The sequence below is a fragment of the Niastella koreensis GR20-10 genome, from assembly GCF_000246855.1.
GTDB lineage: Bacteria > Bacteroidota > Bacteroidia > Chitinophagales > Chitinophagaceae > Niastella > Niastella koreensis.
In genome coordinates this window covers 4,808,540-4,822,801 of record NC_016609.1, presented here as the reverse complement: position 1 = coordinate 4,822,801, position 14,262 = coordinate 4,808,540, and the positions used below count along the sequence as shown (strand labels likewise).

The following is a 14,262-nucleotide window of genomic DNA, read 5'->3' as shown; positions in this document are numbered from 1 at the left end:
TTAATTGCACACACATGAATCATCCTTTCAATAAAAATTACAAAGGTCTTACCACGAAGCGCCTGCGCCTGTTTGCGGCGTTGCTGGTGACCGTATCGATTGCTGCATCCTGTACGAAAAAATTCCTGGATGTTGTGCCGGATAACGTGGCAACAGTAGATAATGCATTTACCTCGAAATCGGAAGCAGAGAAATACCTGGTTACCTGCTACTCTTATCTTCCCTATGAGGAAGACCCTACTTATAATCCCGGACTTACGGCGAGCGACGAAACCTGGATTGAAGACAACGAGATCCACATCCGGAGTACCAATGTGGCCCAGTTGCCCAGGGGGGGCCAGAATACATCTGATCCTATTGTCAATTATTGGGATGGCACCAGGGATGGCGCGCTTAACAGCAATGGGAACGGTATGTTCAGGGCCATCAGGGACTGCAATGTGTTCCTGGAAAATATAAGCGATCTGGGCAAGGTGCCGGACCTGGATATTGATACCCGGCAGCGGTGGATAGGGGAGGCAAAGTTTTTAAAAGCCTATTATCATTTTATTTTGTTCAGGGCGTACGGACCTATACCGGTAGTAGACAAAAATATACCCATCAGCGCACCGCTGAGCGAAACGCAGGTTAAAAGACAGGTGGTTGACAGCGTTGTGAACTATATTGCGAATTTGCTCGATTCCGCAGCGGTAACGCTTCCTGCTTCGATTGCAAATACCGCTTCGGAACTGGGGCGTATTACCCAGCCGATAGCCTTAAGCTTAAAAGCTAAGTTGTTGGTGTATGCGGCCAGCCCCCTGTTTAATGGAAACACCGACTTCGCCACCCTGCATAGCAAGGACGGTAATTCACTGTTCAATTCAACTTACGACGCTGCCAAATGGCAAAAGGCCGCAACGGCCTGTAAAGCTGCCATTGACGCCTGCACGGCACAAGGCATTTCACTATATACTTTTCAAATACCGGCCGGCACCACACTCACCGATACTACTGTAAAGCAGATGAGCATCAGGAACGCCATGAGTGAGCCATGGAATAGTGAATTGATATGGGGGTTAACCCATAGCAATCTGGGCTTTAATGCCTTCTTTCAGTCAATAGGCGGCGCCGCCTTTGACAGAACGTATATACAAAACGGTGGTATCACCTATGGTAATGCCCTGATGGGTCCTACCTTAAAGATGGCCAGGATGTTTTATACGCAGAACGGCGTACCTATAGACGAAGATAAAACACTTGATTTTTCCAACTATTCGGCCTTGCGTGTTGCTACCCATGGAGAAAGATTTAATATTAAAGAGGGTGAAACAACTGCACGGCTCAATTTTGAAAGAGAGCCCCGTTTTTATGCCAATATCGGTTTCGACAGGTGTATATGGTACATGGCCAACAGTCCTTCCCACAGCGACGAAAACACCTTTTACCTGTTTTGCCGCGCCGGTGAGTTTGGACAGAACTCACCCATACCCATCACAACCATGTACATGAAGAAAGTGTTGAACTGGCATTTCGACTGGAATACCCGGCTTTATCCCATCTACCCCTATCCCATGATGCGCCTGGCGGATCTGTACCTGTTGTATGCCGAAGCATTGAATGAAGCCGGCGATGCGCCCTTACAAGACGTTTACACATATGTAAACCTTATAAGAGCAAGGGCCGGGTTAACGACTGTTCAAAACGCCTGGTCAACCTACAGTAATAATCCAACAAAATATACCACTAAGGCCGGCATGCGCTCCATTATACAAAGAGAGCGTGCGATAGAATTATGTTTTGAAGGACAAAGATATTGGGACCTGTTGCGGTGGAAAACAGCGGCACAGGAACTGGTTGGAAACGTTACTGGCTGGGACAGGACAGCCAAAACCCCCGATTTGTTTTATCGTGAGCTTACATTCTATACCAGGAGGTTCGTGGCGCCCCGTGATTATTTGTGGCCGCTGCAGGATAACGATCTTTTAAATAATCCTAACCTGGTGCAAAATCCTAACTGGTAAATACTTCTAACTTATCAAAGAAATAAAAAGATGGGAAAGAATAAATTTTTATACCTGTTGCCATTGTTTTTAACCATGATGGCAGGTTGCAAGCGGGAAGACTTTAATACGCCTGCGGTTACCAATAACAATCCGCCGGGACTGGTCTCCAACGTTTCGGTAACCAATCAAAACGGAAAAGCAGTTTTAACCTACACGCTGCCCTCCGATAAGGACCTGTTATATGTAAAGGCAGCTTATGAAACCTCGCCGGGCGTTGCTACGCAGGTGATAGCATCGCGGTATACCAATACACTCACGGTAGACGGCTTTGGAGATACTTTGCAGCACACCATTAAATTGTATGCTGTGAACTCCAGCGAAAAAGCATCATCCGCGGTGGATGTTATGGTGAAGCCGCTTACCCCGGGCTATATTCAGGCCCGGCGGGCGCTAACGGTTTCGGTCACCTTCGGCGGGTTTACCATTACTGCCCAAAACCCTGCGCGGGATAACCTGGCCATTATTCCTATAGTAGACACCTCCGGCAAGGGGCTTTGGGTGCAAACAACGGGTATGGACAATCTTTACGGCAACGATACCGTGATTACGGGCACTATCAGAAACCAGCCTTCGGTGGCAAGGAAATATGGTTTTGTGGTAAGGGACAGATGGTTTCACTATTCGGATACCCTGTTTTTAACCCTGACCCCGTTGTTCGAACAACAATTGGATAAAAGTAAATTCAGTACGCTGGTACTGCCAAACGATGCGGTGGTTTTAACCAACGGCGGAACTACCTGGCCTTACTATATGTATGATGGGAATTATAATCCCGGATGGCCTTCCACTTACTTCACTGTGGAGAGTTCAACGGTGCCGCAAATGGTTACCCTCGATCTGGGCCAGCAGCATACTTTCAGCCGTTTCCAGATAAATCCCTATAAGGAAGTGGGCAACTTTTACTATGTGAGGGGTAATGTGAAAGACTTTGAAGTGTGGGGTTCAAATAATCCCGATCTAAGCGATCCGGTAGGAGTGAATAACCTTCCCGGAGCTTCATGGACAAAAATAGGCACCTACCATGTTACCAAACCTTCGGGATCGGCTTATCAAACGGAAACAACGGCCGATCAGCAGTTGGCCTACAATGGATGGCAATTTGATTTTCCTACCGGGTTGGGTCAGTACAGGTATATACGCATCAGGCAGTTATCTAACTGGCAGGGAAGCTATTTCATTACCATTGCGGAACTGACGCTGTGGGGGAATTAGTACATTTTATAACGAGTAAAATTCTTCTATGAAGAGACAAATAGAAATAATAGCGCTTTTTACGGCTATAGCGATATCTATAATTTCCTGCAGCAGGGAAGATGCTTATAAGTCCAAATACGAATCCGGCGGGGCAATTATATATTCCGGTAAAATGGATTCCGTAAAGGTTTTTTCCGGAAGAAACAGGGTAAAGATAACCGGACTGTTTTTTTCCGATCCCAACATCGTCAAATACCGTGTTTTCAGTAACAGCCGGCGTGATTCCGTAGAGGTGGCCGTTAAAAGAACGGCAGGCGTTGATACGGCCAGGCTTTTTATTAATAACCTGCAGGAAGGTACCCAGAGCTTTGAACTAAGAACCTACGACGCAGCGGGCAATTCATCGGTTCCCGTGTATGTAACGGCCAGCGTGTACGGCGATAACTATCAAAATTCCCTCGTCAACAGGGGAGTGGTAGATGCGTCCCTGCAAACGAACGGCTCGGCCCGTATAAGCTGGGCCGACGTTAGCAGCGATGCCGGGGTGCTGAATATGGAAATTAAGTATACTGATAATGGCGGACTGGCGCATGATACCATTATTCCTTCTGTGGCGGTTGCCCAAACAACGTCGCTGCCTGCTGTTAAGGTTGGTTCCGTGTTTTCGTATAAAACGGCTTTCCTGCCAAATGCTACAGCGATTGATACTTTTTATACGGTATTTCAAACCCACAGTATCAAAGCAGATGTTACCAGCATTTACCTGTCTAATTGCGGGCCCGACTTTAAAGGCCAGCTGGGTTCCGACGGAAGGTTCGGTACCCTGAATGCTCCCTGGGTTACCAATGCCGGGGCCATGAATAAGGGTTCGGGTACGTATGGAGGTTATCAGCATGCAGGGTGGCAGTCTAACGGTGTTATCACCTGGGAAACCTGGGGTAATACGCCTGTAGTGGATGGCAGAATTTATCAACCTACGTCGTCGCCACTCCCTGCCGGGAGCTATACGGTGTCATTTACTTACTACTCTGAAGTGCAACAGAACTCTTCCCTTTATTTCGTTGCTGCCGCCGGTGGCAGCGGAATACCATCGTTGAGCAACCTTTCCAGCGCTTTAGGGTATGCCGCTTTATTTAACGGCGCCAACATCGGTGCTACCTCTCCTAATATAACCGAGACGAAGAGTTTTAACTTCACCTTGTCCACCCCGCAGGTGGTATCATTGGGCGTTTTGGGAAATATCGTCGGTAGCGGTAACCCGGGCAGCTACTTTGAGATAAGAAATATTTACCTGGTGCAGAATTAATTATACCCTATAGAAAAACTAAAACCCTTTCAGGTCATTGAACCTGAAGGGGTTTTCTTCATCATAACCCGTCCGTTCGCATTTTCTCTGCATGTAGGACAAACAATACTGCAATTCCCATGCGCGAAGCTTCGATTCCCATGTGCGAGGCCTGATTTCTCATGTGCGAAGCCTGATTTCCCAGGTGCGAAACATAATTAATAGTTTTATGTAGGATGAACGTTTTCTATCACAAAAGTAACTGGAGTTTTAACCACCCAGGATGTCTTTATTTCCCGTTGACTTGTACATTTTTCCCGAATTGCAGGTGAAGAAGAAGAAGTAGGAGAGGCAGGTTTAATTACTATGTAAAGATGTTTTATACGGGTATACCTGTATTTGCACCGTAAATTACTGTAAGCATTGCTCTTCGTAGAGTTCCCTGGTAAAATTGCGTAACATATAAAGTGCCTGATTTCAGGAAGGGTAAAGGCGCTTTTTAAGAAAATGGCCAAGTTTTTGCTATTGTTGTTCTTCGATAATCATTAATCCGGATTTACCATTAGCTATAACGTTAATGAAGGATTTAAGAAGCCCGTAACCCTTAATAGTAACTCATGAAAACTTATTTGTTTGTTGTTTTGAATTTTATTGCTATTGCCTCCTTCGCTCAGCAAAAGAAAACGGTTGAACCCGCTGACACTGTCCTGGCAACATATTTACAACGTCAATTTTACTCCGAGTCTTTTGTAGATACCTGCTATACCGGAATTCATTTTCTGGACATTAGTTTCTCCTCACGATCAATCTCCACATTTATTTCAGGCAATTTAAATTCCGTTTATAAAAAGCGTATTGAAAGCCTGCTTGCTGATCCGGAAAAGATCTGGGATAAGCGCTATGTTGCCTATTGCAAAAAGAATAAAATTCACATCATACTGCCAGTTTTATTTGTGATAAATGCCAACTGTTACAGGTTGAAGGACTCAAACAATCCTGTAGATGCTGTAGATCCGGTGAGCAAGGCGACTGTAAATGAGTTAGCAGTCAAAATGTTGGGTAGTCAAACGTTATCACTAAAACAATCATTTAATCAGATTGGGCTTGAGCAAAATGGAAAAGCTGCCAATTGTATAATGGTAGCTCCCTGTACGATTAGCAGCAGGCTAAACAAGCAAAAGACAATGATGTGATTCATTTACCTTAAACAATTTGTTTTTTGACAACTCCGTCACGTTGGATGACAACTCCGGTACGTTGAATGACTACTCTGGTTTGTTGAATGACATAACTGGTTTGTTGAATGACATAACTGGCATGTTAAATGACTACACCGATACGTTGAATGAAACAACGGGTATACTGGAACATCAAATCGATTTGTTTTCAATCCAAATCGATTTGATGTTCATAAAAATAAATCAATCAAGGTCAAAAACGAACCGGTAATACCCCCAAACCGATTCGCGAAAGCTTTCACCCGATTCGCGGAGGCTTTACCCAACTTGGTATAGCCTTTACCCCATTCGCGGAGGCTCCCAACCCATTCGTTGTACTATGCAAGCGATTCGCGGAGGCATCCAACCAACTTTTGGTATGACAAAACAAGTAGGTTAACCCTTTAAAACGAATTGTTGGAACCTGCAATCAAATAAGGAAGCCTTCAAACCCCAATGATGAAGGTTGGTTTTAAATTGCGGAGGCGGGGAACCGAAATGCGCAGGCGAGGAACCGAAATGCGGAGGCTATCGCCTGGCCGGAGCAGGGTATCGCCCCAATAAATAATATCATTTCCGTGCATTGATAACACATTCTGATAACCAATACGAATTGGTTTGTAAAAATAACTCATAAGTATAGCTGGACGAATATACACGCAAAGGCCTTTATACGATTAGCGTAAGGATAAGATAATTTCATTACCTTAATGATCCCATCATTTACGAGGTGCTTCCTGGATTATGTATGAAATCAGTTCTCTTACAAAAAGCTATTCTAACATGAGAAAAATATTTCCCCTGGGTATTGCCTTCCTGTCTTTGACTATCAGCAGTCTGGCGCAAAATGAACATGAACAGCATATAAGAACGATAAAAGCGCGAAGTGAACTTTGGAATACTGCTTATAACAGTCGCGATTCACTTGCTTTTTTCTCCCTTTTTGATTCTTCGGCCATTGTCGTTTCGCTGGGCGGGAAATGGATCGGACTCGACAAATGCAAATACTTATGCAGAAGTCTGTATGCTAAAAGACCGGACATCAAATGGAATATTAACAGTGCTGCAATTGAAGTAAATGATCAATGGCCTGCTGCGTATGAAACGGGAACATGGTCTGAGTCGTGGACGGAAAGTGGAGATAATGCCAGATCAGAGATAAAAGGAAAATACTGGATAATGTGGTTTCTTAAGGACAATAATTATTATATTCTTTCAGCTACTTTCACGCCCTTAACCTGTACAGGGAGTTATTGTGATAAAACGGCAAGAAAAAATTAAATGAAACGGCCCGTCATTTCTAACGGGCCGCTTCTATTTACCAGATCTTGATTTGTTTATCTTTCACGAGATACATCCTATTGCCAGGCTTCACATTAAACGCTAAGTAAAAATCCGGCATGTTCATGAGTGGTCCGTTTACGCGCCACATGGGTGGCGAATGGGGATCGTTATTTACCCAGTAGCGCAGGTATTCGTCTTTCATTTTTACCCGCCAGATCCTGGCTACTGAAAAGAAAAATCGCTGCATAGGTGTATAGCCGCCGATCCTCGTAGTATCCTGCCCTTCTTTGGTCATTTTAAATGCGTCAAGAGCCACAGCAACGCCGCTTATATCCGCTGTATTTTCTCCAACCGTAAGCGCGCCTTTCACATGAACAGTATCAAGTACAGTGAATGTACTGTACAGGTCAATTACCTGTTTGGTTTTGGCCTTGAATTGCTCATAGTCTTGTGGTGTCCACCAGTTTTTTACATTCCCGTCTTTATCAAACTGGGCTCCCTGGTCATCGAAAGTATGCGTCATTTCATGTCCGATAACCATACCAATGCCTCCATAGTTAAGCGCGTCGTCGGCATTATTATCAAAATACGGAGGTTGCAGAATGCCGGCAGGAAAAACAATTTCGTTGGCGGAAGGATTATTATAAGCAGTAACGGTGGAAGGAGTAGTAAACCATTCCGTTTTATCAACCCGTTTGCCCAATTTAACCAGGTTATATTGAAAGTTGTTTGCACCCGCTGAGACCACATTTTCAAAATATTTATTTCTCACCACAGTTACCTGGTTGTAATCACGCCACTTATCGGGGTAGCCGATCTTTTTGGTGATGGCAAATAATTTCTCTTTGGCTTTTTGCTTGGTGCTGTCGCTCATCCAGTTCAATTGGTCAACCCGGTTGGAAAAGGCCTTCTGCAGGTTATTCACCAACTCCAGCATTCGCGCTTTAGCCGACTCAGGAAAATATAGCTTCGTATATAATTGTCCCAGCGCCATGCCCAGGTAATTATCTACCGCGCTGGCCATGATCTCGCCGCGTGACTTTTGCGCGGTCTGTCCGGTCAGGGCCTTGTTATAAGCAAAGGATGCATCAACAAAAGGTTTGCTCAGGTAATCTGCATAACTGCTGATATAATTTGCTTTCAGATAAATTTTCCAGTCTCCGAGCGGGATCGATTTCACGAGCGAGTTCAATTTGTCATAATAACCTGGCTGGGCCACATTCAGTGAATCCATGGTGGCGCCCAGGCTCCTGAAGTAATTCGTCCAACCGATATTGCTTTGTTTTTTATTTAGATCGGCCAGGGCTGTTTTATGAAAGTTGCCTTTTATATCCCGCAGTTCAATATTGGTTTTATGTGAAGCAGCCAGTTGTTTTTCGATATTGTACACAAGCGCTGCATTCTTTTGTGCCATCAGGGAATCGCTTCCGGTGAGGGTAAAAAGATCGGCAAGATATTTTTTATACGCCTGCTGAATAGCCAGGGTGGCAGAATCAGTTTTGAAATAATAGTCCCGGTCGGGCATGCCGATACCTGCCTGAACAATATGCCCCATATTCATGCTGCTGTTATCCTGATCGGGCGAAACCTGGAATGCAAGAAGGAATGTGTTGGATAATTTGGCTTCTTCTGCTATGAATGTGATCATATCAGCAACATTGGTAATGCCATTGATCCTGTCTAACCCGGCTTTAAGCGGCTCGGCGCCGCGTTGATTGATGGTAGTGGTATCCATTCCTGAAGCATAGAAATCCCCTATCTTTTGTTCCAGGCTGCCCGGCGCATTGTTACTTTTTGATACGCTGTCCAGGATGCTTTGCAGCTTGAGGCGCTGCTGAAAGTTCATGAACCGGTAGGCGCCTACGCCCGACTGGCTCGCTGGTATTTGCGCCGTATCATACCATTTAATATTTACATAATTGAAAAAGTTATCGCCTGGCTGGCGGGTGGAGTCTATCCCTTCAATAGCGATGAAGGGTTTTTCAGGAGTCCCCGTTTTACAGGCAGCGAATAAAACACATGTGACAGTTAGCAAAAGCCAATTTTTCATTTCGATTTGGTTGGTGATGAAACGTTGTTGGATAGTTGATAAAGATATCAATTTAGTGTAAGGCCTGTGAGCAGGTTACGGATTTCTATTACCGCACATGGAACTACTGAGCCAAAAAATCAGCCTGGTTCAGGACTCCTGCTTTTATTATCTGCTTATGTATTAAGAATTATTTAATGTCTGTTAAAAGCTAAAATATTTTTGCAGATAAACAGGTGTCAATTCAGTTCAGTAATATTAGTAATAATTAAAATGTTTTTACTGCGAAAGCATAACTTAATGATTATTTGCAATTTGAGTAGGAATACCACGGCTGTCGACAGGTTAATTGTTAATATAAAACGGTTAATATATGATAGGGTGAAATTATCATGAATTACAAGTTATCATGATAACTTAGATTTAAATCAGGCATTTAACCATAGTAACTGTTTCCTCTTCACTGGTTAAATACTAAAACCAAAACTTAACACACATGAGAAAATTACTACCACTGCTTGCAGTGCTGGTATGCATTGCAGTTTGTGTATCTGCCCAAACGCAAACAATTTCCGGTAGAGTCGTTGATAAAACCGGCTCACCCATTCCCAACGCTTCCATTTTAATTAAAGGCACCAGGTCAGCTACGGTAGCAGATGCCGATGGAAACTTCTCGCTGAAGGCCGGCGCTGGCACCGTGCTTACGGTATCTGCTGTTACCTACAAACCATTTAACATCAGGGCACAGAGCACCCCAATGGTCATCACATTGGAAAGCATAGACAACCTGATGAATGAAGTTATTGTTACGGCGGGCGGTATTAAATCAAAAAGAAAAGAAATTGGCACTGCCAACACGGTTATTAAACCCGAGCAACTGATAGCCGGCAAATCAAACAGCATTGCGGCTGGCCTGCAGGGTAAGGTTGCCGGCTTGCAGATCAGCGGAACATCGGGCGGTGTAAACCCCAGTTTTCGCCTTACTTTACGCGGACAGCGGTCGCTCACCGGTAACAACCAGGCCCTCGTGGTATTGGACAATGTGATTGTACCTAACGATATCTTAGCCAACCTGAATCCGGAAGATGTGGAAGAACTGGTTGTATTGAATGGCGCGGGTGCAGCCGCCCTGTATGGTTCGCAGGCTTCCAATGGCGCCGTTGTAATTACTACTAAAAAAGGGAAAAAAGGAGTAACGGAAGTTTCGTTTTCAAATACCACGATGTTTCAAACCCTGTCTTATTTTCCCAAGCTGCAGAAGAAGTTCGGCCCCGGTGGTACGGCTTATGGTACCGATGTAAACGGAAATCCTTTATTTTCTTACCTCGAAAACCAGTCATACGGGCCCGCATTCGACGGTTCCAAAAAACCTTTGGGCCCTGCATTGGAAGATGGTTCCCAGGACTCGGCCATTTACGCCTACAATCCCGGCCATTTAAAATTCTGGCTAACGGGTGTAACCAACCAAAGTGATTTCTCCCTGCAAAATGGAGATGAAAAATCTACTTTCTTCATGTCTGGCCAGTATGCCACTACAAAAGGTACCACACCCGGCGATAAGTTCAATAAAACCTCGGTTCGCATCAATGGCTCCCGCCGTTTGGGTAATGCGATTGCTGCTACTTACAGTGCAGCCTATATCCAAAACCGGTATGATATTACTTCACAGACCGGAAATATGTATGTGAACCTGCTTAACATGCCCTCGAACGTAGATATTACTAAATATAAAAACTGGAAAACGGATAAATTTGCGAATCCCAACGGATTTTACAATCCCTGGTATCAGAATCCTTACTTCACGGCAGACAACTACAGGCAAAAAAACAGGAACGATTACTTCACCGCCAATGTGGAAGTAAAGTTTACACCTGTTAGCGGTCTTGATCTGATAGCACGCCAGGGAGTAGTAACAAAGAATTACTCAGGTAAAAGTACCGTTGGTGCATTTAATTATACCGACTTTGCAAAACATACCGATGCAAGTTCAAAAACAGATATCCCTGCTTCTGTGGCTGACTATAGTTCCTACACCACCGAACTATTGAGTGATGCCTTTGGTCAGTACAACATAAAAAAGGGTGAATTCGATTTCAAGCTGATTGCCGGTGCCCAGTGGCGGCAGGACCAATCCAAATCGGTTTCAGTTGCAGCGAATGCTTTGGCCGTTCCCAATTTGTATAATGTAAACAATGGCGTGGGAACACCAGGGGTAGGGGAGTCTAATTATAAAGCCCGCCAGATTGGCGCCTATGGCGATTTTCGCATAGGCTTCAAAGATTACCTGTTCCTGCATGCCACAGGACGCAACGATTGGGTATCCATCCTGGCGCCGCAAAACCGTTCATTTTTCTACCCTTCCCTTGACTTGTCATTTATAGCTACCGATGCTATTCCGTTATTAATGGAAAAAACACCGGTTACTTATCTGAAGTTCAGGGCAGGTGTGTCGAAGGTAGGACAGGTGAACCTGGGTAACAGTTTTACGTTTGGCGCTTACAGTTTGCTGCCTACCTTTAGTCAGGCAAGCGGCTATCCCTATGGATCGATGGCTGGTTATACGGTGGGCAATGTATTGGTGTCGAACAACCTGAAACCTGAAATCACCAAAGGATATGAATTGGGTTTTGACCTCAATATGTTCAATGACCGTTTTCAATCTACAGTCACCTGGTATGATACAAAAACGGATGATCAAACAGTAACCACCAGCATCTCTAATTCTACCGGGTTTACCAACCTGTTAACCAATACCGGCCAAACCCAAAGCCGTGGCCTTGAGGTTACCGCCCATGTAACGCCTTACAGAACCAAAAATTTTGAAGTAACTATCGGGGGCAACTACACGCACCTGGACAATAACGTGAATTTTATCAGCGCCGATCTGCCAAAGCTTTCGCTGTCATCGAGCGGGTCAGCCAATTCCTATGCAATAGCAGGCCAGGCATTTCCCGTAATTATGGGATTTGACTATAACCGGGATCCGCAGGGGCATGTGATCGTTGATGGCATAACCGGTTTACCCACGAAATCAGACACTATCTCCATTTTAGGAAATGGACAGCCGAAAAACCGGCTGGGCCTGGATGGTACTATCCGGTTTAAGAATTTCCGGTTCTCATTCCTGTTTGAATACCGGGGCGGGTACGAGGTATTCAATGGTATTGGTACCGAGCTCGACTGGTCGGGAACGGGATACAGGACCGGTATTTACAATCGTCAGCGATTTGTTTTCCCCAATTCGGTGATTGCTGACCCTGCCAATCCTGGCAAGTATATGCCGAACACCAGTATCAGTGTTAAAAATGGTAATGGTAATAATGGTTTCTGGACAGATGGTATTAACCGGGATGTTACTTCCAACTATGTTACTTCGGGCAAATTCTGGAAGTTAAGAGAAGTGGCACTGGCATACGATCTTCCGGCTTCTCTTTTGAATAAAACCAAATACATTAAAGGCGTAACCATCAGCGCCCAGGGCCGCAATTTATTAATGTGGCTGTCTAAAGACAATTACTATACCGATCCGGAATTCAGCGCCGGCGGACCCGATAACAATGGCATCGGGTTGAACAGTATTGACCAGGCGCCGCCATCACGTTACTACGGAGGTACCATTACCGTTAAATTTTAAATTACCGAACATGAAACAAATACTTACAATAATATTTATAGGATCGATAATCCTGGGGGCAACGTCCTGTAAAAAATATTTCGACATAAATACCAATCCCAATGACGCTACTTCTGCATCTCCTGAGAATATTTTACCACAGGCGCTAACGGCAACCGCCGGAAATATAAATGCATTCAATACATATGGCGCACAGTTGGGTGGTTACATGGCTAATGCAGGTGGTTATGGAGGCTTTGGCGTTGCTATTACCTATAACTTTACCACCACCAACTGGACCAACCTTTGGAGCGGTGTTTATGACAACCTGGAAGATTATCAGGCCATCATGGATAAAGCAACTGTTGATCCCGCTTACACTTATTATGGTGCAGTAGCCAGAATTATGAAGGCGCTGGATTACCAGATGCTGGTAGATGCATATAACGATGTTCCTTACTCGGCCGCGTTGCATGGCGGTTCAAAACTTACCCCAACGTACGATGATGCAAAAGCCATTTATAAAGATCTCGCCAGTCAGCTGGATACCGCAATCAGTGTCATTAACTCGGCTGGCAGCATCATAGGAATAAAAGCACTGGGCGCCTATGATGTGCTATTCAAAGGAGATGTCAGTCTCTGGAAGCAGCTGGCCAATACCATCAAATTGCGTTTGGTGCTGCATAGCAGCGGTAAAGTAACATTTGCCAATACAACTTTTAGCAGCGATGGCTTTTTGACCAGTGACGCTTTAATAAATCCTGGCTTTTTGCGCGACAATGGCCGGCAGAATCCTAAATGGACCACCTGGGCATTTTCAAACACCGGCGCTGCTGGCAACAAAGCCTGGATGCCTTCAACATTCATCATGTCGTTTTACGATGGCACAAAACTGCTGGATACATTCAGAGGCAAGGCTACTTACTACCAGTTTCCCAAAACGCCTACCAACCGCCTGGGTGTGGAAAATAACAGCATTGTTTCAAGCCCGGAGGGGTCTTTCTGGTACCCGGCTACCTTTAGAGATGGCACTACCGGTAACGATACAACCGGTACTTTAAAGGGACCAGGCGCGCCAATGCCGCTGATCACTGCTGCAGAAAGCTATTTCATGCAGGCGGAAGCGGTAATAAGAGGCATCCTGCCTTCCGGTAATGCAGCCACCTTGTTTAATAATGGAATAACAGCATCCTTCAATTATATTTATACAAAACCTGATGGCAAAGTAGTGGGATCACCAGCCAATGATGCCGCTGCTTATATTACAACCAATGCCTCCTATCTTACAGATCTTTCTTTAGCTACGGACAATAAGCAGAAAATTGAAGCTATTATAACCCAAAAGTACATAGCGTTGAATATGGTAAACAGCGACGAAGCCTGGAACGAATATCGCCGTACACATTATCCTACGTTGGTAAATACTCCGGGTGCATCGGATGACGAAACTTTTGCTTCTACCGTTTCCGAATCAACCAGGGCCGACCACTTACCCACAAGGATCTTATATCCCTCATCTGAAGGGGCTTACAACTCTTCAAACGTGCCTAAAAACGTAGGCGTGTTCACGTCATTAATTTTCTGGGCATTGTAGTATG

General features: G+C 44.8%; 8 protein-coding genes. 7 read left to right on the top strand and 1 reads right to left on the bottom strand.

Going from position 1 to position 14,262, the window contains the following annotated elements:
• Window positions 1–14: 14 nt before the first annotated feature.
• The 5 genes from NIAKO_RS18830 to NIAKO_RS18800 all read left to right on the top strand — a co-directional run bounded on the left by NIAKO_RS18830 (window position 15) and on the right by NIAKO_RS18800 (window position 7,019).
• Window positions 15–2,000: a RagB/SusD family nutrient uptake outer membrane protein gene (locus NIAKO_RS18830; protein ID WP_014220035.1), complete on the top strand. Its 1,986-nt coding sequence runs from the start codon at window positions 15–17 to the stop codon at window positions 1,998–2,000.
• A 30-nt stretch (window positions 2,001–2,030) separates the two neighbouring features.
• The gene (locus NIAKO_RS18825) at window positions 2,031–3,254 is read left to right on the top strand and encodes a DUF5000 domain-containing lipoprotein (RefSeq protein WP_014220034.1); all 1,224 of its coding nucleotides are present in this window, start codon (window positions 2,031–2,033) and stop codon (window positions 3,252–3,254) included.
• Window positions 3,255–3,282: 28 nt separating this feature from the next.
• Window positions 3,283–4,542: a DUF4998 domain-containing protein gene (locus NIAKO_RS18820; protein WP_014220033.1), complete on the top strand. Its 1,260-nt coding sequence runs from the start codon at window positions 3,283–3,285 to the stop codon at window positions 4,540–4,542.
• 596 nt (window positions 4,543–5,138) lie between these two features.
• Window positions 5,139–5,714 carry a hypothetical protein gene (locus tag NIAKO_RS18815; protein WP_014220032.1) on the top strand — a complete coding sequence of 192 codons (576 nt, stop codon included), beginning with the start codon at window positions 5,139–5,141 and terminating at the stop codon, window positions 5,712–5,714.
• An 807-nt stretch (window positions 5,715–6,521) separates the two neighbouring features.
• Window positions 6,522–7,019 (top strand): Cif family virulence factor, encoded by a 498-nt coding sequence (locus NIAKO_RS18800; protein ID WP_014220030.1) that lies wholly within the window; start codon window positions 6,522–6,524, stop codon window positions 7,017–7,019.
• 37 nt (window positions 7,020–7,056) lie between these two features.
• Here NIAKO_RS18800 and NIAKO_RS18795 read toward each other — a convergent pair whose 3' ends face one another.
• Window positions 7,057–9,072, bottom strand: a complete 2,016-nt coding sequence (locus NIAKO_RS18795; protein ID WP_014220029.1) for a M13 family metallopeptidase — start codon at window positions 9,070–9,072, stop codon at window positions 7,057–7,059.
• Window positions 9,073–9,547: 475 nt separating this feature from the next.
• Between NIAKO_RS18795 and NIAKO_RS18790 the strand changes: the two genes are divergently transcribed.
• Together NIAKO_RS18790 and NIAKO_RS18785 are read left to right on the top strand one after the other, a co-directional pair.
• On the top strand, window positions 9,548–12,685 hold the full coding sequence (locus NIAKO_RS18790) for a SusC/RagA family TonB-linked outer membrane protein (RefSeq protein WP_014220028.1): 3,138 nt from the start codon (window positions 9,548–9,550) through the stop codon (window positions 12,683–12,685).
• Between the two features lie 10 nt (window positions 12,686–12,695).
• A complete protein-coding gene (locus NIAKO_RS18785; RefSeq protein WP_014220027.1) occupies window positions 12,696–14,258 on the top strand; it encodes a SusD/RagB family nutrient-binding outer membrane lipoprotein in 1,563 nt (520 codons plus the stop codon).
• Window positions 14,259–14,262 lie beyond the last annotated feature (4 nt).

Excerpts from the sequence above, each read along its gene's own strand:
- NIAKO_RS18830 (WP_014220035.1), top strand. The coding sequence starts at position 15 with ATGAATCATCCTTTCAATAAAAATTACAAAGGTCTTACCACGAAGCGC.
- NIAKO_RS18825 (WP_014220034.1), top strand. The coding sequence starts at position 2,031 with ATGGGAAAGAATAAATTTTTATACCTGTTGCCATTGTTTTTAACCATG.
- NIAKO_RS18820 (WP_014220033.1), top strand. The coding sequence starts at position 3,283 with ATGAAGAGACAAATAGAAATAATAGCGCTTTTTACGGCTATAGCGATA.
- NIAKO_RS18815 (WP_014220032.1), top strand. The coding sequence starts at position 5,139 with ATGAAAACTTATTTGTTTGTTGTTTTGAATTTTATTGCTATTGCCTCC.
- NIAKO_RS18800 (WP_014220030.1), top strand. The coding sequence starts at position 6,522 with ATGAGAAAAATATTTCCCCTGGGTATTGCCTTCCTGTCTTTGACTATC.
- NIAKO_RS18795 (WP_014220029.1), bottom strand. The coding sequence starts at position 9,072 with ATGAAAAATTGGCTTTTGCTAACTGTCACATGTGTTTTATTCGCTGCC.
- NIAKO_RS18790 (WP_014220028.1), top strand. The coding sequence starts at position 9,548 with ATGAGAAAATTACTACCACTGCTTGCAGTGCTGGTATGCATTGCAGTT.
- NIAKO_RS18785 (WP_014220027.1), top strand. The coding sequence starts at position 12,696 with ATGAAACAAATACTTACAATAATATTTATAGGATCGATAATCCTGGGG.